Here is a 21,417-nt window from a genome sequence, read left to right on the forward strand (position 1 = left end):
CGTCGTCCACCGCCGCCTTTCCCTACCCCCGCCGCCGCTATGCCCACAGTCCCCATCATACCAGAAAATGCACCTTTCTCCGCCGAGCAGAGAGCCTGGCTCAATGGCTTCCTCGCCGGTGTACTCAACCGCGGTCCCGCAGCCGCAGGCGCCGCTCTGCCTTCATCACAGGCGGCTGCCATCCCGCTCTTGATCGCCTTCGGCAGCCAGAGCGGCAATGCGGAAAGTTTGGCCAAGCGGCTGGCCAGGGAAGCATCGGGTCGGGGCTTCGCAGCGCGCGCTGCGGGCCTCGACTCGCTGCAACCCGCCGATCTCATCAAGGACAAGAACGTCCTCCTCATCACCAGCACCTGGGGGGAGGGGGACATGCCGGACAACGCCGTCTCCTTCTGGGACAGCATCAATCAAAATGGCAGCAGCCCGAAATTTGACGGCGTGCAGTACAGTGTACTCGCTCTCGGTGACAAAAACTATGGCGATACCTTCTGCCTCGCTGGCAAGAAGCTCGACGCCCGCCTCGCCGAGCTGGGTGCACGCCGCATCACAGACCGTGTCGATTGCGACGTGGAGTTTGACACCCAGGCCAAGCAGTGGAGCAGCAGCGCCTTCACCGTACTCAGCGGCTCCACCGCCGCACCCGCCGCTGAGGCCGCCGTCGAAGAAGAAACCGGCTGGAGCAAAAAAAATCCCTTCCCTGCAAAGCTGATCGACAACACCCCGCTGAACACTCGCGGCAGCAGCAAGGACACTCGCCACATCGCCTTCTCCCTCACCGGCAGCGGTCTCAGCTACGAGGTGGGAGACGCCCTCGGCGTCTTCGTTCAAAACTGCCCGGACGTGGTGGACACCATCCTCGCCGCGCATCAGCTCGATCCCCTGGCCGAGGTGCCGCTGCCAGATGGAGGCACCGCCACGCTGCGTGCGGCGCTCATTGCGCATTACGAGATCCGTCAGTTCTATGGAAAGCCAGCCGCACAGACCGGCATGGCCCCCGCCGCCTTTGTGGCAGACCTGCGCAAGCTCCAGCCACGTCTCTACTCCATCGCCTCCAGCATCAAGGCGCATGCGGACGAGGTGCACCTCTGCGTAGGCGCCGTGCGCTACAGCACGGATGGCGTGCATCACAAAGGCGTGGCCTCCACCTTCCTGGCCGACCGCCTCCCGCTCGGAGAGACCACCGGCATCTACTTCCATGCGGCCAATCACTTCCGCCTGCCCACCGATCTGACAAAGCCCGTCATCATGGTCGGCCCCGGCACCGGCATCGCCCCCTTCCGCGCCTTCCTGGAAGAGCGCGAAGCCACCAAGGCCCCCGGCAAAAACTGGCTCTTCTTTGGCGACCAGAAGCGCGCCTCCGACTTCCTCTACCACGACCAGGTTATCGGTTGGGTGCAGGGCGGCCACCTCACACGGCTGGACACCGCCTTCAGCCGCGATCAGGAGGAGAAGATCTACGTGCAGACCCGCATGCTCCAGGCCGCCAATGAGCTCTGGCAGTGGCTGGAGGAGGGCGCGCACTTCTACGTGTGCGGAGACGCCAAGCGCATGGCCAAGGACGTGGACGACGCCCTGCACTCCATCATTCAAACCGCAGGCGGCAAATCCGCCGACGAAGCTTCCGCTTACGTGAACCAGATGAAAAAGGAGAAACGCTATGCCCGCGATGTCTATTGAACCACTTGCCCTTGCGCCATCCCCCTCTGCCGACTTTACCGGCGAGCAGAAGCGCTACCTCGAAGGCTTCTTTGCCGGCATCGCCGCCGGCGGGGTCTCCTTCGGAGATCTTTCCGCCGCACCTGTGGCCGCCGCGCCTGCAGGCCCCGCTCTCGATGACCTCACCAAGGAGGAGCGCATCAAGCGTGAACTCCACCCCTTTGACGCCATCGAGCAGCTCGTCATGGACGCGCGCTGGAATGCCAAGCCCGAGCCCGAATCCGTCTTCCGCTACAAGTGGAACGGCCTCTTCTGGCTCAATCCCGTAAAGGACGGCTACATGTGCCGCCTGCGCATCCCCGGCGGCATCGTGAAAAGCTACCAGCTCCGCGAGCTGGCCGCCATCGCCCGCGATCTCACCACCGGCTACATCCAGATCACCACGCGGAACAATTTTCAAATCCGCCTCATTGAGCCGAAAAATTGCCCCGAGGTGCTCCGCCGCATTCAGGGCTGCGGCCTCCACTCCAAAGGTGCTGGCGCGGACAACATCCGTAACATCACCATGAACCCCTGCGCGGGGTATGATCCGCATGAGCTCATCGACGTGCGCCCGCTCGTCCATGAGCTGGCCACGCTCATCATCGCCTCCAAGGAGTTCTACGATCTGCCGCGCAAGTTCAACATCGCCTACGACGGCGGTGGGCTCATCTCCGCTGTGGAAGACACCAACGACATCGGCGCCAGCGCCGTGCGCATCACGGAAAACTCCGAGGGCATCGAGCCCGGCGTGTACTTCCGCATCGCCCTCGGCGGCGTCACCGGTCATCAGACCTTTGCCAGCGACTGGGGTGTGATCGTCAAGCCCGAGCAGCTCAATGATGTGATGGTCGCGCTGCTGCGCGTCTTCATCCAGTTCGGCGACCGCACCAACCGCAAAAAGGCGCGCTTCAAATACGTGGTGGAGGACAAGGGTCTCGATGGCGTGCTCGTGGAGGCTGAGAAGTTCCTGAAGTTCAAGCTCACGCGCCTTGCGCCGGACGCCGCCTGCCAGGCCAAACGTGAATTCTCGCAGCAGGGGCACTCGCATGTGGGCACCTACCCGCAGAAGCAGGAGGGGCTTGTTTATGTCGGTGCCAGCGTGCCGGTGGGACAGCTCACCGCACGGCAGCTCGATCGCATCGCCGATCTCGCAGACAGCTACGGCTCCGGCGAGGTGCGCCTCACGGTGTGGCAGAATTTCATCATCCCCAACGTCAAGGCTGCCTACGCCGCCACGGTGGCCAAGTCGCTCAAGAAGCTCGGCTTCCCCACGGAGCAGTCGAATCTCAAGAGCGGCTTCGTGGCCTGCACCGGAAACAAGTACTGCAAGTTTGCTGCCAGCGATACCAAGGGCCACGCCATCGCCATGATGGAGTACCTGGACAAGCGCGTGAAGCTCGACAAGCCCGTGAACATCCACTTCACCGGCTGCGCCCACTCCTGCGCCCAGCACTTCATGGGAGACATCGGCCTGCTCGGCACCAAGGTGAAATCCGTGAGCGGAGAGGGCTACCACATCACAGTAGGAGGTGGTTTTGGCGAGAATCGCAAAATCGGCCGCCAGATCTTCAGCGGCGTGGCCTTTGAGTCTCTCGGCACCACGCTGGAGGCCATGCTCAATGGCTACCTGAAAAACCGGACAGAGGGCGAAACCTTCCACGCCTTCTGCAACCGCCACACCGTGGGAGAACTGCAGGTGGTCTTCAGCTGCTAAGCCATGATCCGCGACATGGAGCGTTCAATCTCAGCCGGAGGCTCCGGCGCTAGCATCATTGACGCCGCCCTCCGCGAGCAGCAGACGCTTCGTACGCCCGTCGCCCTCTTCTCCGAAGAATACGACTCCCGCTCCGTGCGTGAGCGCTTCACGCACCTCATCCCCCTCAGCAAGCCGCAGCCGGGGGAGCAGTACGCCTTTGAGGTCAATCTCGACGCCTGCACCGGCTGCAAGGCCTGCGTGGCCGCCTGCCATTCCCTCAATGGCCTGGATGAAGGAGAGAGCTGGCGGGACATGGGCCTGCTCGTGGGCACGCGCAAGCAGCCCTACCTGCAGACCGTCACCACCGCCTGCCACCACTGCGCAGATCCTGCCTGTGCAGACGGCTGCCCCGTGCTGGCCTATGATAAGGACAGCAGCACCGGCATCGTGCGTCATCTGGACGACCAGTGCATCGGCTGCAGCTACTGCATCCTGAAATGCCCTTACGATGTGCCGAAGTTCAACCTCAAGCGCGGCATCGTGCGCAAGTGCGACATGTGCCAGGGCCGCCTCGCAGAGGGAGAGGCCCCCGCCTGCGTGCAGTCCTGCCCCAATGAGGCCATCAAGATCAAGGTCGTGAAGATCGATGTCGTGCCAGATCGCGGTAGCATGATTGCCGGTGCGTTTGATTCCAGCTATACACGCCCCACCACCACCTACATCTCCACACAGCCCGTGCCCTCCGCCGCGCAGCCAGCCGACGTCGGCCGTCTGGATCTCGATCACGGTCATCACGATCCGCTCGCATGGATGCTCGTTCTCACTCAGATGAGCGCCGGAGCCTTTACTTTCTGCGGCGCAGCCATGTGGCTGCACCTGCTCACCCTGCCGCAGGCTGCCATCACCAGTGCTGCTGCGCTCATCGTCGGTCTGGCGGGCGTGGCTCTCAGCACGCTTCATCTCGGCCAGCCGCTCAAAGCCTGGCGCGCTTTCCTTGGCTGGCGCAAAAGCTGGCTCTCCCGAGAGATCATGGCCTTCGGTGCGCTGCCGGCAGGCGGCACGGCTATTGCTGCCACCTGGTGGCTTGGAAACATCGAGTGGATGCGCCTCGCCGTCACCGGCACCGCAATCGCCGCACTCCTCGCGGTGTGGTGCTCCGTCATGGTCTATGTGGACACACGCAGGCCCTTCTGGTCGCTGAAGAATGTGAGCGTCAAATTTCTCGGCACCACACTGCTGCTGGGTGCTGGCTTGTGCGCCGCCGTGTGGCATTGGGCCGGAATCACGGCCGCCACGTGGGCCATGGCGCTGGTCCTTCTCTTCCGCTGGACCTTGTCACTGTGGGAGATCTCCTCCTACCGCCGTGCGCTGGCAGATGAGGCCTGCCTCTGGCACAAATCCGCACGCATCCTGCAACGGCATCTCCCGCATCACATCGAAGCACGTGGCCTACTGCTCATCGCCACCGGCCTGCTCATACCGGTGACCATCGCCGGTGGTGCTGCCGCCCATTGGATGTTCACCCTCTCGCTGCTGCTCACCTTCGGCAGCCAGCTCATCGAGAGGCTCTATTTCTTCACCGCCTCCGCAGGCTCTAAAATGCCAGGAAACTGACCATGATGAAACTGCCCGCCATGACCTTGCGCGAGTGGGATGGCCCGCTCACCGCCGACCTCGTGCGCGAGCCCGCGCGCTTCGGGCTCGGTCAGGTGCCGGCGCATCTGCTGCCAGACGCCGCTACAAAAGCCGTCTGCGGCTTCTGTTCCACCGGCTGCGGTCTGAAGGTGCATCTTAAAGACGGCGCTGCGGTCAATCTCACACCGGACCCCGACTATCCCGTCAACATCGGCACCGCCTGCCCCAAAGGCTGGGAAGCGCTGAGCGTGCTGGACGCACCCGACCGCGCTCGCATGCCGCTGCTGCATGGCAAAGAGGTGGACTGGGACACCGCCCTCAAGTACTTCTGCGATCAGATGCGCGCCGTGCTGGACAAGCATGGCCCCGAGGCCGCCGCCTTCATCAGCACCGGGCAGATCATGTTTGAGGAGATGGCCTTTCTCGGTGCGCTGACCAAGTTTGGCCTAGGCATGATCCATGGCGATGGCAACACCCGCCAGTGCATGGCCACCGCCGTCACCGCCTACAAGGAGAGCTTCGGTTTTGATGCGCCTCCTTTCACTTACGCGGACTTTGAGGAGAGCGATGTCCTCGTCTTCATCGGGGCCAATCCCTGCATCGCCCATCCCATCATGTGGCAGCGCGTCCTGCGCAACAAGCGCAACCCGCAGATCATCGTCGTCGATCCCCGCGCCACGGAGACCGCTATGGCCGCCACGCAGCATTATGCCATCAAACCCAAAAGCGACCTCGCCCTTCTCTACGGCATCGCCCATCTCATCATCCGGGACGGCGGAGTGGACACCTCCTTTGTGGAGGAGCACACCACCGGCTTCGATGAGTTCGAGAAATTCCTCGCGGACTACCATCCCGCACGCGTCTCGGAGGAGACGGGCATTAGCGTGCATCGCCTTGTGCATTTCGCCCAGACCATCATCCACGGCACGCTGCGCGTCTCCTTCTGGTGGACCATGGGGGTGAATCAGGGGCATCAGGCCACACGCACCGCCCAGGCCATCATCAATCTGGCGCTGATGACGGGAAACATCGGCAAACCCGGCACCGGTGCCAATTCCATCACCGGCCAGTGCAATGCCATGGGCTCGCGCCTTTTCTCGAACACGACAAATCTTCTCGGTGGCCACGACTTCCGCAATCCGCGCCATCGTGAAAAAGTCGCCGCCGCCACCGGCATCCCCGTGCAGCGCATCCCCGACCGCCCCAGCCTGGCGTATGACCAGATCCTCAAGGCCGCCGATGAAGGCACCGTGAAAGCCCTCTGGTTTGTCGCCACCAATCCCAGCCACTCGTGGATCGACCAAAATGAGATCAACCGCATCCTCGACAAGCTCGACTTCATCGTCGTGCAGGACATGTACTGCAGCACAGAGACAGCCAAGCGCGCCCACCTCGTGCTGCCCGCCGCAGGCTGGGGGGAAAAGGACGGCTGCTTTATCAACAGCGAGCGCCGCATCGGCTACAGTCCCAAGGTACGCCGTGCTCCGGGGCAGGCGCTTGCGGACTTCCACATCTTCCGCCTTATCGCCCATTACTGGGGCTGCGAGGATCTCTTCCGCGCCTGGAGCACGCCCGAGGCCGTCTTCCGTGTGCTGCAGCGCTGCACCGAGGGCCAGCCCTGCGATATCTCCGGCATCGCCGGCCATGAGATGGTGCAGAAATCCAGCGGTGTGCAGTGGCCGCTGTCCAAAGATGACGCCGCCAAGTTCAAAGCCACCACCTGGAAGGAGCGCCGCCTGTTTGAGGATGGGAAGTTTTACACGCCCGACAAACGAGCGAAGTTTGTCTTCGAGGCCCCGCAGGCCATTCCGGAGCAGCGCAGCACGGAGTATCCGCTCGTCCTGATCACCGGCCGCGGCACCAGCGCTCAGTGGCACACCGAGACGCGTACGGGAAAGTCCGCCGTGCTCGCCAAGATGATCCCGCAGGAGCTCATGCTCGATCTCCATCCCAACGACGCCGCCCCTCTCGGCATCCGCGAAGGCATGCCCGTGCGCGTTATTTCCAAGCGTGCCGAACTCACCGCCAAAGCCCGCCTCACCACCTGCGTGAGGCCCGGTGAAGTCTTCCTGCCCATGCACGATCCTCGCGTGAACCAGCTCACGCATGCCTCCTTCGACCCTCACAGCCGCCAGCCCAGCTACAAGCACTCGGCGGTGCGGGTGGAAAAGTAGCCCAGTTGCACCGCAACTGGACCGGAAAACCTCTCAGTTGCGGCGCAACTGAGCAACTATGATGAGCTACCCAATCTTCCCCACACCCTTCAGCACCAGCGTCGGCTTTCCATCCTCCCGTGCCTGCGCCAGATCCACGCTGAATTCCGCCTGCCAGTCGTTCAGCTCTTCGGGGTCGATCAGCACCTGGCAGACGCGCCATGAGGCCTGGTCTTCGCTTGGATCCACGTAGGTGTGGCGGCCGTTGCGGGCTTCGTTGTCCAGGCGGATGCGCTCGTGCTCGGCGTAGTATGGGTCCATCATGGCAGCCAGGGCGTCCGCGTTCACGCCACCTGTCACGGTGGCTGCGGCGGTGCCATAGTTCTCCAGAGAGAGAGGACGCAGGAAACGGAAGATCTCGGTGCGGATGAGGGCGGTGAACTCGCGCTTGTTGCGCGTGATGTCGGGCGCCTCCTCGCGCTTCTCCACCACCTCGTCCGGTTTGAAATTCGGGTCGCGCATGCGCTCCCATTCATCCAGCAGGCTGGAGTCCGTGCCGCGCAGCACGCCGGCCAGCCAGGCCTCCATCTCCTGCACGGACTCATTTTTAAAATTCTCCGGCACGGTCTGCGCCAGCACCTTGTGCACGCTGGAGAGGTGGCGCAGCAGCACGCCTTCGGCGCGATGCAGTTCGTAGTCGTTGATGTAGTCGCTGAAGCTGCGGAAGTTCTCAAACATCTCCCGCACGATGCTTTTGGGCCGGATGTTTTCCTGGCCGATCCATGGGTGCACCTCGCTGAAGGCATTGAAGGTGCTGTAGATGAAGTCGCGGCAGGGCTTGGGATATTCCAGCTCCTCCAGCCGCGCGATGCGCTCCTCATACGGCACGCCTTCGTTCTTCATCGCAGTCATGGCTTCGGTCTTCACCTGATCCAGCTGCTTGCGCAGAATGATGTCCGGGTTTTCCAAAATGGACTCGCACAGCGTCAGCACATCCGCCGCGTAGGTGGGCGAGGCGGGATCGATCAGCGCCAGCGTGTCGATGAGGTACAACGACAGCGTGTAGTTCAGCGAAAAATCCTCCTGCAGCTCCACATTCAGCCGCAGCTTGGTGCCTTGAGCATCGCGTTGCTTGGGTGGAATGATCTCGATGATCTTGCGCTGCACCAGCGCGCGGAAAAGCTCCCACGCGCGCTTCTCGTGCTGCTTTTTTGCGTTCGTTGTTTCATGCGAGTCCGCGATGAGCTGGCGCATGGCCGCGCATTCGTCTCCCTTGCGGCTCAGGACCTGGAGCAGCATGCCGTGGGACACCTGAAAGCGGGATGCCAGAGGCTCAGGTGCGGCGTTTTGCAGCTTCTTGTAGGTGTCCTCGTTCCAGCCCACAAAGCCCTCCGGCGCTTTCTTCTTCACCATCTTGCGCAGCTTCTTCGCATCGCCTGCGGCCTTGGCATCCATCTTTGCATTTTCGATCACGTGCTCCGGTGCCTGGCACACGACGTAGCCCACATCGTCATAGCCGCGCCGTCCGGCACGTCCGGTGATCTGGTGAAAATCCCGTGCGCTCAGCGTGGCCACCTTCTCGCCGCCGTACTTGCTCAGGCGTGTCAGCAGCACGGTGCGGATGGGCACATTCACCCCCACGCCCAGCGTGTCCGTGCCGCAGATGACCTTCAGCAGCCCGCGCTGCGCCAGCTTCTCCACCAGCACACGATACTTCGGCAGCAGCCCCGCATGATGAATGCCCACGCCGTGGCTGATGTACTTCTTCACCTCCTTGCCGTAAGGGCTCGTGAACTTGGACCCCACCAGCGACTCCTTGATCGCGGCCTTCTCCGCTGTGCTGCAAAAGTTCAGGCTCATCAGGTCCTGCGCCGCCTGGGCGGCCTCGTTCTGCGTGAAGTGCACGAGATACACCGGCGCCTTGTTCGCCGCCACCAGCTCCTGCAGCGTCACATCCACCGAAGTTTGAGCATAGCTGAACTCCAGCGGCACCGGCCGTTCATAAGCCGCCACCACGGTCGTCTCGGCCTTCGTCAACGTGCTGAGCTTCTCTTTGAAAAAATCAGAGCCGCCCATCGTGGCGGACATCAGCAGAAAGCGCGCGTTGTTCATCGTCAGCAAAGGCACCTGCCAGGCCACGCCGCGCTCGCGGTCGGAGTAGTAGTGAAATTCGTCCATGACCACCTCGCGGAAGGGCGCGTCGGCGCCGTCCCGCAGGGCGTAGTTGGCCAGAATCTCCGCTGTGCAGCAGAGGATGGGCGCGCTGCGGTTCACCGTGGCATCCCCCGTGGCCATGCCCACATTCTCCGGGCCAAAGTCGCGGCACAGGGAGAGAAACTTCTCATTCACCAGCGCCTTGATCGGGCAGGTGTACACGGAGCGCCGCCCCTTGGCCAGAGAGCGGAAATGCAGCGCCAGCGCTACCAGCGATTTGCCCGATCCCGTGGGCGTGTTCAGGATCACATTGCGGTCATCAAAGAGCTCCAGGATCGCCTCCTCCTGCGCGGGGTACAGTTCCAGATTTTTCTCCGCCACGTAGTCCAGAAACGCCGCCAGCAGTTCGTCATTGGAGCAGTCGGTGGATTTCGGCAGTCGGCGCAGCAGCGGGTGGTCGGTCATTCGGCATCACCCATAAAGTAGTACAGTTGCGCCGCAACTGGTCTGGAATCAATCCGCACCCGTTGCGGCGCATCTGGGCAGCTTTAAAACGGCGGCGGGCCAAATCCCGGAGGCCCGGGAGGGCCTGGCGGGCGCATGCCGCCGGGGCCGCCACGACGGCCACGTCCTGGAGGGCCAAAGCCGCCACCGGGAGGGCCACGGCGGGCAAAGCTGGCGTCCGGCGTGCCGGCAAACTGGCGCGGCACATACGGGTAGGTGTCCGTTAGCACGTAGTAGTAGGTGCCTTTGGGAAACTCAGGCGTCACACCGTAGCGTCCGTTGCTGGCGTCCAGGTCGCCTTTGCCCTCCACGTATTCGTAGTCCTGCACAAAGGCGCCGTCATACTTGCCGCCGGGAGATCCCGCCGGGCGCGTGCCTTGCTTCACCGCATAGCTGGCTACCAGCTTCTTCACCAGGCTGTCCGAGTTCTTGGCGTCGCTGTAGGCATAGGGGCCGTAGATGGGGAAGCCGTCCGCCGCCCAGCCGACGAGCACCATCTTCTTCTGGTCGCCCGCCAGCTTTTCGATCAACCCGGTGGGTATGCCGTGGTAATGATACGCGCCATTGGGCTGCACATGCGCATTGCTGGAGTCCAGCCCCAGATCAATAGCTCCGCCGTGCGGCTCGTACTGCCAGCCGCTGGCCGGATTGCCCTGCCACCACTCCGCAGCAAAGGGGTCAAACACCACGCCATTCACCCCGATGCCAAAGGGCTGCATATGGTATGGCACCGGCTTCTCAGCCACCTTCGGGTGCAGCGGCACCTTGTAGTCATACCTTTGCGGCCCGATCACGTTCGGGTTGTGCCGGTTGGGGAACTGCCCCGGCGTGTGGTCTGGGATGCCGTTGGCCTGGATGCGCCGGTACTCCCTGTCCGTGGAGATCTTCACCTCGTTCGGCGGCAGCTGTGACGAGGCCGCCAGACAGGCCGTCACGAGGATCGTGCAGCCTGCTTTCAGCAGCAGGGCAGGGGAGGCTTGGGTACGGGAGAGGCGCATGTTGCGCAGGGTAACCCTAAGCCGTTTGTTTCGTTACAAAAATAATGCCTTCGCCCGTTGCGCTGCTCTTCGTGCTTGCGTCCATGGGCAGATTCCGGTTTGCATCTCACCCATGCCGCAGGCTCCTCGCACCAACCCCGCACGCATCCCGCAGGTCGCCGTACTTGTGGATACCTCACGCTCTTACGGGCGCGACATCGTGCGCGGCGTCCGCCGATATGTGGCTGAGCACGGCCCGTGGTCGCTCTACCTGGAGCCGCGCGATCTCCACAGCCGCTTCCCCGACTGGCTCAAAGACTGGCCCGGAGACGGCATTCTCTCCCGCACGGTGGATGCCGCGCTGCTGCGCCAGCTCAAGGCCACCAAACTGCCGGTCATCGAGCTGCGCACCACCGTGCTGCCGCACAGCTTTCCCTTTGTCGGCATGGACAACAGCATCGTGGGCACCCGTGTGGCCGAGCATCTGCGCAATCGCGGCTTTCAGCGCTTTGCCTGCTACCTGGACACCTCGGAGGCCTTCTTTGAGGAGCGCTGCACTTTCTTTGTCAAAACCCTGCGCGCCCAAGGCTTTGACTGCTCCGTTTTCAAATCCAGCCGCCGCCTGCGCTGGGACGCCCACCAGCAGGCGTTGTCCGAGTGGCTCGTCTCGCTGGAGAAACCCGTGGGCGTCTTTGCCGTGAATGATCAGCTCGGTTTCTGGTTGCTGGATGCCGCGCGGCGTGCGGGCATCGCTGTTCCTGAAGAGGTAGCCGTGGTGGGCGCGGAAAATGACACCATGCTCTGCGACACCGCCTCTCCGCCGCTCTCCAGCGTGCGCCTGCGCGGCCAGGCCGCTGGCTACGAGGCCGCCCGCCTGCTCGATGCCTGGATGAAAAAGCAGCGCATCCCCAAGCCTGGAGAAAATCATCTGCTCCCACCTGGAGACATCGTCGTGCGCCAATCCAGTGACATCGTCGCGGTGGAAGATCCGCGCATCGCCGCTGCGCTGCGCTTCATCCGCCAGCACGCCACCGAGCAGATCGACGTCGCCCGCGTGGCGCGCGAGACCGCGCTCTCCCGCAGCGTGCTGGAGCGCCGCATGAAGGCCTTCATCGGTCGCAGCCCAGGGGAGGAGATCAACCGCATCCGCTTTGCTGCAGTGGAAAAGCTGCTGGTGGAGACCGACCTCACGCTCGATGCCATCGCCGCCCGCTGCGGCTTCACGCACCCGCAGTACATGGCGGAGGCCTTTCGGAAGCGCGCGGGCATGACGCCGGGAGAGTTCAGGAAAAAGAAATCTTTGCTGTGAAACCCATGAAGCTTCCCTTGCTCATAGCCTGCTGTCTGTGGCTTGAATTTGCCGTTGGGTGCACCAGTCGCCGTCAAGATGAAGCCAAATCCGACTTTGCCCGGCTCTACATGGGCGGCTTTTTTGCCAGCACGGTTTATGAAATCAAAGGCAGTCGGATCACCGTGATCCGGACGAGTGATGTTGCAAAAGCCAGGAAGGCATCCCGACTTTTGTCGGAGGATGAAGTCAGCCGCTTTTGGAGAGAGCTGGACTCCCAAAAAGTCTCTTCCTGGCGACCCTCCTATTTTTTCCAAACGCAGGACGATCGTCCGGCATGCTCCTACTTGTCGTGGGAATTGACGGTCCGAAAGAACTCCAAGGAATGGCAGGTTCGTGGCTGTGATGCCTATCCTCGTGATCGAGACCCGCGCCAAATGATCGAGCATAAACTCTCCAAGCGATTTGAGCGTGTCTGGCAGGCCTTCAGCCGCAACATACCAGAGTAGAGTAGGATAGCTGGCGTGACGTGGAGCGCACACTCCATTCCAACACTACCCAGAACCGGCTGAAGCCGGTACTACAATACCCTGACCTGGCTCATGCCCCCTGCCGCTTCTCCTTAAACAGCCTCACTGTCTTCAGGATCATCGACGCGCGTGAGCCAAAGACGAACTGATCAAACTCTGGTCGCAGCTCCAAGAGGTACAGGCACATGGACTCCAAGTTTTTAAGGTCCGCCCCCATGAAGGAGATGGGTTTGCGGTCGGAGAAATAAAACTTCGCGCCCGTGCTCATGGCGATCTCCACTTTGGTCAGGCTTTCCACACGTCCCTCGCTAAGCTTCCAGCGACGGCACAGCCAGTGGGATATCATGCCATCCTCGATCCGGATGGACACGAGCAGGGTGGGCAGCACAAACAGGGGAATCATCACGCCTATGCCGAGAGGAAGAGCCAGCAGCACCTTGAAGTCCAAAGGGCGTCCTTCGTGGTGGCTGAAGCCTGCGGCTGCTGCCGCTGCCACGGCTCCAATGATCAAGCCTGCGATCAGGGTGGATCGAATCTGCTTCCAGGTGTTGCCGAATTCCATGCACATGATGTGGTGGGTTTAGCGTATAGATGCCTTTGAGGGCCATTCAAATAAAGGCTCAGCCTTGCGCCTGCTTCTTGCGGCGCTTTTGCAGCAGCACCTTCGCCATCAGCAGGACCACCACCAGATTGACGACCAGTGCGCCCACATGAATGACAGTGATCTTCCGCGCGATTTCGTAAATTTCAGCCGGCAGGTAGATGCAGCCGCCCACCAGCGCCAGCCACTCCGCCCAGGTCTTCTGCTTCCACAGGCCGTAGGCCTCCACAAAGCGAATGGTCGAGTACAGCAGCGCCATGCCCGCCATGAGCCATAGCTTGTGGTCATTGAGCGAAGACATCAGGTCGATGAAGATGTGCGGGTATTTCCTCGCGGGGTCCATGTGCAGATGGGCCACGATCTCGCCGCTCAGCGCATGCAGGTCGCGGTGCAGCAGCCCCAGCAGGCCAAAGCCTGCCAGCAGCACGAGGGTGCCCTTGGCCGCTTCGATGGCGGCCACCACATCAAGACTCTTGCGCAAACCGGAGGAAGTCATGTTTCAGAATGCGCGGTGGAAGAGAGGCATCAATCAGAAAGCAATAGGCTTTCTTGCCGCTGTGTGCGGTGCGGTTACTTCGCGTCTGCGGTTGTCTGCGCAAACTTCACCGTCACTCCCTTGATCTGCGAAGCCGCTTTCTCTCCACGTTCCTTGCCCAGCACACACATGGCCGTGGCTAGGGCGTCGCTGGTGGTGCAGTCGGGGGCGATGACCGAGCAGGCGATTCTCTCCGTGAGCCCCATGCCGGTGAAGGGAGACACGATGTGCGAGTACCGCTTTCCTTCGATCTCGGTGAACTGATACAAATCCCCCGAGGTGGACACGCCGCAATTGTGCAGGCGCACGGAGATCAGATCCTCCTCCGGCTTCTGAGTGGCAAACTGCCGCAGCTTGATCTCCCACGCATCCTCCCCCGGTGGTGGATCGCCGATGGCGATGTCTCCGCCCGCCATCATCAGCGCGCTGTTCAGGCCGTGCTCACGCAGCACCTTCAGCCCCGCATCCGCCGCATAGCCTTTGGCGATGCCGCCCACATCCAGCAGCATTCCCGGCTTCAGTAGCGTGAGCGTGTGCGCCTTTTCATCCAGCCGCAGGGCGTGCCAGTCCGTGGCGGCCAGCGCCAGCTGCCGCCTCTCTGCAGGCGGGAGCTGGTGCGTGCGCTTGGTGCGCCGCCAAAGATGCGTCAGGTTTCCGCAAGTGATGTCAAAAGCCCCGTCGGTGATCTCTGCTAGCTGCTGCGAGCGATGCACCAGATCGTAGAGATCTGCGCTCACTTTTACCGGCTTGTCCGGTCCGGCATTGCAGCATTGGATCAGCTCGCTGTTCGGCTCGTAGTCGGAAAACACCGCATTGAGCGCGGCGATGCGTTTGAAGGCCGCGTCCGCCGCCTTCTCCGCCTGCGCACGGTCTTGCGCATGCACGGAGATTCGGAAGGTGGTGAACATCAGCGGTGCGGAGAAATCAAAGCGCTCCAGTGCACGTGCCGGGAGTGCGCAGAGAAGGAGAGGAAGCAGGAAAAGCCGGGCTGCTGCGGAAGTCATGAAGGCGCGGGGGATGGGTGGGGCATCCCTATCACAGCCTACTCAAACAATCACCGCGATTGTATCACTCCAGAAGGTTTGGCAAGGCACAGCTCTTTGCTTGGAGTGCTGTGTTCACATCGGCTCAGGACGAGCGTCCCTGTGGCTGTCGGCCTGCTTGCTGCCACGGGGCGTGTTGCGGCGGCGGAGTGTCCCGGAGCCGGCTAAAAACCTGCGCTCCCAGTGCGGACTGGTCTTCCCAGCGTTGGCACTTGAGGCAGAGACTTTGGGCGCTCGTTGCAGGCGCTCACCACCGTGGAGGCGCGTGCATGGCATCGCTGAGATCCAAGGCGGGAATTGGTGGCGTTTGCAGTAGAGGGGAGATGGGACGCATCAGCCGGGTGCAGGCATCTCGCAGGGCAGGGATGGTAGCTGAGCTCTTGCAGCGGACCAGCAGCAGGCGGTGGTGCGGCAGGGCGTGCAGGTAGATCACGCCGCTCTCATGCTGCTGCACAATGTCCAGGCACTCGCCGTTGCCAGAGCGGCGGCCCAGCTCGGCGGCGGCGGAGAGGGTGGCATGCGCCAGCACCAAGACGGCGGCGGTGGGCGGTGCATCGTCTCCAGCGCAGGCCAGCACGCGTCCGGCGTCATCGGCGACGGTAGCCTGAATGACAGCCGGCAGGGATGACACGAGCGCGGCGAGTTCCATGGGAGAGTGGGGTGGCGGCGGAAAAAAGTCAGGATGGAGGGCGGTGCTCTGCGGCGGCGCGGCGTCTCAGGCGGCGGCTAGCTCCTGCGTGCGCATCTCCTTGGGCGTGCCGTTGCTGTCTGGCGGTGCGGTGCGCAGGCGGAACTGATGCAGCACGGCCTGGGAGATGGCATTGAGCGTGGCGAGCACGTTGCGCCCGGTGCGGGCGTCTGACTCGAAGCTGAGGAACGGCGTGGGCCGGTTGTTGAAGAGGTACTCCAGGTACTCCACCGGCGCAGCATTGGGCAGGTCGCGCTTGTTGTACTGGATGACGATGGGCAGGCGCTCCAGCGCACTGCCGTTCATGCGCAGGTTGGCTTCCAGGCTTTGCAGGGACTGCAGGTTGTCGCGCTGCCGGTCCATCTGGGAGTCCGCCACAAAGACGACTCCGTCTGCCTGCCTCAGCACGAGCTGCAGCGTGGCGTTGTAGGTGATCTGGCCGGGCACGGTGTAGAGGTGGAAGGAGGTCTTGTAGCCCGGCAGGGCATCGGCCTCCACCGCGAGGAAATCAAAGAAGAGCGTGCGGTCCTGCGCCGTGGAGAGGGAGACGAGATCGCTCCGTCCGGTGGGGTCCAGCTTGGCGTGGATCTGCTGAAGATTGGAGGTCTTCCCGCTGAGCGGTGTGCCGCAGTACACGATCTTGAAGCTGATGGTGCGGTCGTCGTGATTGATGCTGGGCATGGCTGAGGGGGATGACGAATGGGGAGTGAGGGATGCCGCAGCCTGTCGGTGCGCCTTAGCCCAGCATGCGGTCGAGTTCGCGTGCGATGAGGGTGATCTTGTCGCGCATGCCGGTGGAGGGTTCAACATTGTGCAGCACACCAACGATGGAACTCCCCGGGAAGCAGAACGTGATCAGTCGCCCGCCCGCATTGAGGGTGAAGGTCTCCGCCCCGTCGATGCCGATGAGCGGGGCAAGACCGCGAATCTGACGCGCGATGTCCGGCACCTGGCGCTGGAACTCCAGGGCTTCCGGCTTGGAGGGGTCGGCGTGATTGAGGACGTGGGAGCCGTGCAGGCAGACGCAGGCGCTCAGGCCCTGCTGCAGGGCCAGCAGCTCCACGACACGCGGTGCCGTGAGCTTTTCCTCGGTGCTCAGCAGGGCACGCAGCAGGAGCTGGTCCGTCTGGGTGTCGAGCGGGGAAAGTCCGAGGTAGGAATGCTTGACCTCTGGCATTTTGGCAGAGCCAGCCAGGGTGGCGGGCTGTGCTGCGGGCCTGAATTCCGGCTTTGGCTGCGATGGTGCTGGCTCAGAGAAGAGGGGCACGGCTGCGGAGGCGGCGCTGAAGAGGCTGCGTGAGGCGGGCTGTGACGCTGAAGATGCCGTGCTGGGGAAGGAGGGTATCTCCTCCAGAGCTGGGGCGAAGGAGGGCGTAGGCTGGAAGGGGGCCGGAGATGGTGCGGAGAAGAGGCTGGCGGCGGGCTTGACCTCGGGGGCCGGGGCAAAAATCGAGGCTGGCTGCTGATGCGCGGTGGGTGACTGCCCGAGCAACTGGGCGCTGTTGAAGCCTGACTCCGAATGGGGTTTGGTGGCTGCCAGCGGCCCGGAGGAGGGGGCAAAAGGATCGAAGGGCTTGGTGGTCGCTCCGGAGAACGGCGCATGGTGTGCAGATGCCGCAGGCGAGGGCGGCGGAGCTCCAAAGGCGGGGAATACGCCTGAGAGGGGCTGCAGTGGCTTGGATGGGGTGGCCGCAGTCGGCTGCACGGCTGCAAAGGGAGCAGGTGCGGGTGGCGGTGGCGCGGCTTCGGCGGGAGGGGCAAATGCAAATGATCCAGGCCCTCCGGTTGGAGCCGTGGAGCCAAAGGCTGGTGCTGAGGCCGGGGCACTGAACGCCGACGGCGCTGAAGTACCTCCGTTCTGGGCTGGGCCAAACGCCGGGATCAGCGGTGATGCCGCGGCGGGCTGGCCCTGCTGTGCGAAGGCGGAAAGTGCCGCGCCAAACGTGGGTGCCTGCGCCGCTGGCTCTGCCGCAGCGGGTGCGCTGGCAAACATGGGCTGCGGGGACTGCTGCTGCGGCATGGGCTGCACCGAGAGGCGTGAGGCGGTGTTTTGCGCCTGGCCGGGGTTGCCAAAGGAGGCCCCTGCCGGCGCGGCGGCAGGGGCTGCAGAGGCGTTGGTCATGGCATGAAACACCTCGTTTTGCGGCAGCTTGATCCTGAAATCACGCTTGGCGCTGGCGATGGTGTTGCGGAAACCGAGGTCGGAGATGCCATCGATCAGCATGCCGAGTTCCACGATGATGTTGCCGGAAGAAATCTGCTCGTTGAGCACACTCACCGGAACGCTGGTGGTGATCCATGCTGGCAGGGTGGTCGGATTGAAGCCGAGCTCTTCGACGCTGTAACCACCAAGCACGGCGGCAAAGCCGAGCTTGGCCATGCCGGAAGTCGCACCGCCGGGCGTTGCGGACTGCGGCTGAGGGGCAAAGGGATTCCGCGCTGACGACTCCGCTGGCGGAGCGGCCTCCTTCATTGCTGAGACAAACGGAGAACCGAATGGCAGTCCAGGAGCTGGCGCCACGTCTGAAGGTGTGGATGCCTTCTGCTGGGAAGAGGGCGTGAAGAGGGTGGAAATGGAGGCCGCAGACGGGCCCATCGAAGGTGCCGAGCCGCCTTCCTGCGGTGCAGGAGCGAAAAGAGAAGCGGGTGCCGCAGCGGGAGTCTGCTGCGAGGTGCCAAAGGGAGCGCCGCCCAGGCTGCCGCCGAGCAAGAAAGGCGAGCCCGCAGGTGGCACTGCGGGAGACTGCTGCGGAGCGCTGAAGGGAGAGCCGTTGGTGCTGCCGCCCATGGAGAAAGGTGAGCCAGCAGGTGGCGCTGCGGGAGTCTGCTGCGAAGTGCCAAAGGGAGAGCCGTTGATGCTGCCGCCCATGGAGAAAGGCGAGCCAGCAGGCGGTGCTGCGGGAGTCTGCTGCGGAGCGCTGAAGGGAGAGCCGTTGGTGCTGCCGCCCATGGAGAAAGGCGAGCCAGCAGGCGGTGCTGCGGGAGCCTGCTGCGGAGTGCTGAATGGAGAGCCGTTGGTGCTGCCGCCCATGGAGAAAGGCGAGCCAGCAGGCGGTGCTGCGGGAGTCTGCTGCGGAGCGCCGAAGGGGGAGCCGTTGTTGCCACCACTAGCAGAGAAGGGAGAGCCGTTGGTGCTGCCGCCCATGGAGAAAGGCGAGCCAGCAGACTCGGGTGCCTTGGGCGTTTGAGGGATGTTGAAGGGCGAGCCATTGGAGCCCGCACCCATGGAAAAAGGCGATGCTGCCGGGGAATGCCCCATCTGAAAGGGGGAGCCAGCGGGCGCTGGTGCGGCACCTCCCGGCTGGCCTAGCGAGAAAGGCGATGGCACCGATGCTGCGGACGGGGCTCCGCCCTGGCTTTCGCGTGCTTGGGCGATCAGCCCCGGAAGCTTGGCCGCAGGCAGCGCCACGAGCCGTGGGTCCTGGGGGGGAGATGGGCACCTGAAAAAGTGCGGGGCAGACACGGTAGAGCTCAAACACCGGCAGGGCCGCCTGTCCGCTGCGCAGCGCGTTTTCCAGCAGGGCAGGGGGCAGGGACAGCGGCTGCTCTGCTGGCAGGGCCCCCATGCGCACGACCTCGGCGGGCAGCTGATTGATGACGTCTCCCACCGTCAGCGGTGTATTCGTGGGCGTGGCACCGATCACGCTGAAGGGGGACATCCCTGCAGCTGAATTGATTGGCGGTGCAGCGATCGGTTCATTGCCAGCGGTTTTGAAGAGCGGGCTTCCTCCCATTTGAAAGGGGGAGGCTCCGGCTGAAAACTGTTGGGGGTGAGATGCTTGCATGAAAGAGAGGCTGTGTTTGCCAGCCACTCTCTGGAGATGTGTTACCGCGAAGTTTTGCGGAGCGTCCTGCCTCGGTTCGTTAGAACCGACTCCACGCTGAAACAAACTTCGGAACGAAAAACTCATCGGCAGATGAAGCGGCCCGACATAGCAAGATAGCAAGCCTGTGTGAAAAATCTAGTAATTATAAACAAATACCTCGGCATTTGAGTTATTTAACTGAGGTTAATTATTAATGAACGATTGTTCAAGCATTTTCCACTGTTTTCATTTCTTCTGAACCATTGCTCAGCAACCCTTTCTCCAGATGCTTTTGAACATGCGTTTTGCTCAGTGATCCCTTCGCAATTACAACGCCCCGATGTCCCGCATGCATTCTCTGCCCTGGGACTTGCTAAAAAAGCTCGGGGGCTTTCCTACTCACGAGCTATGACTTCAAAGATTGCCCTCATTCCCAAGGCGCGTGCTTGAGACGCCATCCTGCTGGATGCTGGTTTGAGCTGAATTGCTGATAATCGCCGCGCTCTTGGTCTTTCGCGGCGGGCGCATGAGCGAGATGAGAAGATGGATTTGCGATGGGTGATTGAGCCATGCCATAACCGCTTTCGCCAAACAGCTTGGAGTGTGGGCTGTTCGGGAACGTGCGTGCTTGGAGCCAACGGCTCATGACACGTGCAATGACGCGAGGTGCTGCGGAACGACGCCTACTGCTCAAATATCAGGATCATTCGCGTACTCGCGCCGCAGTCCGCACAGGGGGTAAAAAAATCGGCTGCGAATGTGCTGGCGAGGGGCTTTGCACTTTTTTCATTTTATTATCATTTTCCTCTTGCGAAATTTCACATCGAAAGCACTATCTCCGCCCGCTCAATCCGAGCAAACGACCCCTTCGTCTAGCGGTTAGGACACATCCCTTTCACGGATGCGACACGAGTTCGATTCTCGTAGGGGTCGCCACTCTCTCCAAGAGAGTGGCGGCCAGAGGTGATCAGCAAAGACTGAATCCCAGGCCTGCATGCAAAGACCTGCTATAAAATAGCATGACATGTTTTCACCCGCCCGTTGCAGCCTCCGCAGCATTGTCGCTTGGAAACTGAACCTGTGCTGGACACCGCACGTGCTTCCGCTAGGCATGCAGGCATGTCTTCATCAGGCGGCAAACTATTCATCACCGGTCATCAGGGTCTCGTCGGACGCGCGCTGCTGCGCCATTACGCTGACAAGCCCGAGTGGCAGATCATCACCCGAACCAAGGCCGAGCTGGACCTGCGTGATCAGCATGCCACGGATGCTTTCTTTGCCGCAGAGCGGCCGGACCAGGTCATCCTGGCAGCTGCGACGGTGGGCGGCATCAAGGCCAGCTACACCCAGCCGGTGGATTTCCTGCTCAACAACCTGCAGATCCAGAACAGCGTGCTCTCCGCCGCGCACCGCCATGACACGAAGAAGCTGCTCTTCCTTGGGAGCACCTGCATCTATCCGAAGGTGGTGGAGATGCCCATCCGTGAAGACAGCCTCATGACTGGGCCGATGGAGGAGACCAATGCGCCCTACGGTGTGGCCAAGATCGCGGGCATCAAGCTCTGCCAGGGCTACCGGCACCAATACGGGCGCGACTTCATCTGCGGCATGCCGGCGAACCTCTACGGCCCCTTTGATAATTTTGATCCGGAGCACTCGCACGTGCTGCCTTCGCTGATCCGACGTTTTCATGAGGCCAAGCTGACCGGCGCACCCAGCGTCACCCTCTGGGGCAGCGGCAAGCCTACGCGGGAGTTTCTCTTTGTGGACGACCTCGCCTCCGCCTGCGCCTTCCTGCTGGAAAACTACAGCAGCCCCGACATCATCAACATCGGCACCGGCTCGGAGATCAGCATCCGCGATGCGGCGGAGGCTATCAAAACCATCATTGGCTACACCGGGGAGATCCAGTGGGACACCACGCAGCCGGACGGCAACCCGCGCCGCCTGCTGGACGTCAGCCGCATGGAAAAACTCGGCTGGAAGGCAAAGACCGACTTCCGCCAAGGCGTGGCCCGCACCTACCAGTGGTTCCTTGAAAACCGCGCCACCGCCCGCGTCTGATCCTGCCCATGAATCTAGCTGGACACACCAGCACAACAATGCCAATTG

At 62.5% G+C, this 21,417-nt stretch carries 17 protein-coding genes and 1 tRNA gene; 8 read left to right on the top strand and 10 right to left on the bottom strand.

Annotation, left to right across the window (positions count from 1 at the left end; genetic code table 11):
- Nucleotides 1-39: 39 nt before the first annotated feature.
- The 4 genes from ACFQDI_RS11960 to ACFQDI_RS11975 are packed head-to-tail and all read left to right on the top strand — an operon-like array spanning nt 40 to nt 7,200.
- Entirely contained in the window at nt 40-1,674 is a 1,635-nt protein-coding gene (locus tag ACFQDI_RS11960; RefSeq protein ID WP_377166797.1) for a diflavin oxidoreductase, read from the top strand.
- Entirely contained in the window at nt 1,664-3,409 is a 1,746-nt protein-coding gene (locus tag ACFQDI_RS11965) for a NirA family protein (RefSeq protein WP_377166799.1), read from the top strand. Before ACFQDI_RS11960 ends, ACFQDI_RS11965 begins: the two co-directional genes overlap by 11 nt.
- A 15-nt stretch (nt 3,410-3,424) precedes the next feature.
- Nucleotides 3,425-5,005 carry a DmsC/YnfH family molybdoenzyme membrane anchor subunit gene (locus tag ACFQDI_RS11970; RefSeq protein WP_377166801.1) on the top strand — a complete coding sequence of 527 codons (1,581 nt, stop codon included), beginning with the start codon at nt 3,425-3,427 and terminating at the stop codon, nt 5,003-5,005.
- A 2-nt stretch (nt 5,006-5,007) separates the two neighbouring features.
- Nucleotides 5,008-7,200, top strand: a complete 2,193-nt coding sequence (locus ACFQDI_RS11975; protein WP_377166803.1) for a molybdopterin oxidoreductase family protein — start codon at nt 5,008-5,010, stop codon at nt 7,198-7,200.
- Between the two features lie 66 nt (nt 7,201-7,266).
- Here ACFQDI_RS11975 and ACFQDI_RS11980 read toward each other — a convergent pair whose 3' ends face one another.
- Entirely contained in the window at nt 7,267-9,798 is a 2,532-nt protein-coding gene (locus ACFQDI_RS11980) for a DEAD/DEAH box helicase (protein WP_377166805.1), read from the bottom strand.
- A gap of 83 nt (nt 9,799-9,881) precedes the next feature.
- On the bottom strand, nt 9,882-10,835 hold the full coding sequence (locus ACFQDI_RS11985; protein ID WP_377166807.1) for a YHYH protein: 954 nt from the start codon (nt 10,833-10,835) through the stop codon (nt 9,882-9,884).
- Between the two features lie 112 nt (nt 10,836-10,947).
- Here ACFQDI_RS11985 and ACFQDI_RS11990 point away from each other — a divergent pair, with 112 nt between their 5' ends.
- Both ACFQDI_RS11990 and ACFQDI_RS11995 read left to right on the top strand, forming a co-directional pair.
- Nucleotides 10,948-12,123, top strand: coding sequence for an AraC family transcriptional regulator (locus ACFQDI_RS11990; protein WP_377166809.1), 1,176 nt, complete (start codon nt 10,948-10,950; stop codon nt 12,121-12,123).
- A gap of 5 nt (nt 12,124-12,128) precedes the next feature.
- On the top strand, nt 12,129-12,611 hold the full coding sequence (locus ACFQDI_RS11995; protein ID WP_377166811.1) for a hypothetical protein: 483 nt from the start codon (nt 12,129-12,131) through the stop codon (nt 12,609-12,611).
- Nucleotides 12,612-12,702: 91 nt separating this feature from the next.
- Here ACFQDI_RS11995 and ACFQDI_RS12000 read toward each other — a convergent pair whose 3' ends face one another.
- The 8 genes from ACFQDI_RS12000 to ACFQDI_RS12035 all read right to left on the bottom strand — a co-directional run bounded on the left by ACFQDI_RS12000 (nt 12,703) and on the right by ACFQDI_RS12035 (nt 19,951).
- Nucleotides 12,703-13,200 (bottom strand): hypothetical protein, encoded by a 498-nt coding sequence (locus tag ACFQDI_RS12000; RefSeq protein ID WP_377166813.1) that lies wholly within the window; start codon nt 13,198-13,200, stop codon nt 12,703-12,705.
- 52 nt (nt 13,201-13,252) lie between these two features.
- Nucleotides 13,253-13,729, bottom strand: coding sequence for a DUF2127 domain-containing protein (locus ACFQDI_RS12005; protein ID WP_377166815.1), 477 nt, complete (start codon nt 13,727-13,729; stop codon nt 13,253-13,255).
- A gap of 74 nt (nt 13,730-13,803) precedes the next feature.
- Nucleotides 13,804-14,772, bottom strand: coding sequence for an FAD:protein FMN transferase (locus ACFQDI_RS12010; RefSeq protein WP_377166817.1), 969 nt, complete (start codon nt 14,770-14,772; stop codon nt 13,804-13,806).
- Between the two features lie 286 nt (nt 14,773-15,058).
- Entirely contained in the window at nt 15,059-15,460 is a 402-nt protein-coding gene (locus ACFQDI_RS12015) for a roadblock/LC7 domain-containing protein (RefSeq protein WP_377166819.1), read from the bottom strand.
- 66 nt (nt 15,461-15,526) lie between these two features.
- A complete protein-coding gene (locus ACFQDI_RS12020; RefSeq protein ID WP_377166821.1) occupies nt 15,527-16,180 on the bottom strand; it encodes a GTP-binding protein in 654 nt (217 codons plus the stop codon).
- 55 nt (nt 16,181-16,235) lie between these two features.
- Nucleotides 16,236-18,725, bottom strand: a complete 2,490-nt coding sequence (locus tag ACFQDI_RS12025) for a hypothetical protein (RefSeq protein WP_377166823.1) — start codon at nt 18,723-18,725, stop codon at nt 16,236-16,238.
- Entirely contained in the window at nt 18,607-19,158 is a 552-nt protein-coding gene (locus ACFQDI_RS12030) for a hypothetical protein (RefSeq protein ID WP_377166825.1), read from the bottom strand. Before ACFQDI_RS12030 ends, ACFQDI_RS12025 begins: the two co-directional genes overlap by 119 nt.
- Before the next feature lie 574 nt (nt 19,159-19,732).
- Entirely contained in the window at nt 19,733-19,951 is a 219-nt protein-coding gene (locus ACFQDI_RS12035) for a hypothetical protein (protein ID WP_377166827.1), read from the bottom strand.
- Between the two features lie 215 nt (nt 19,952-20,166).
- Between ACFQDI_RS12035 and ACFQDI_RS12040 the strand changes: the two genes are divergently transcribed.
- Nucleotides 20,167-20,241 (top strand) — tRNA-Glu (locus ACFQDI_RS12040).
- Between the two features lie 183 nt (nt 20,242-20,424).
- Nucleotides 20,425-21,369 carry a GDP-L-fucose synthase family protein gene (locus tag ACFQDI_RS12045; RefSeq protein ID WP_377166829.1) on the top strand — a complete coding sequence of 315 codons (945 nt, stop codon included), beginning with the start codon at nt 20,425-20,427 and terminating at the stop codon, nt 21,367-21,369.
- The last annotated feature ends 48 nt before the right edge of the window (nt 21,370-21,417 follow it).

Origin of the sequence: Prosthecobacter fluviatilis (genome assembly GCF_042655725.1) — a bacterium.
GTDB classification, from domain to species: Bacteria; Verrucomicrobiota; Verrucomicrobiia; order Verrucomicrobiales; family Verrucomicrobiaceae; genus Prosthecobacter; species Prosthecobacter fluviatilis.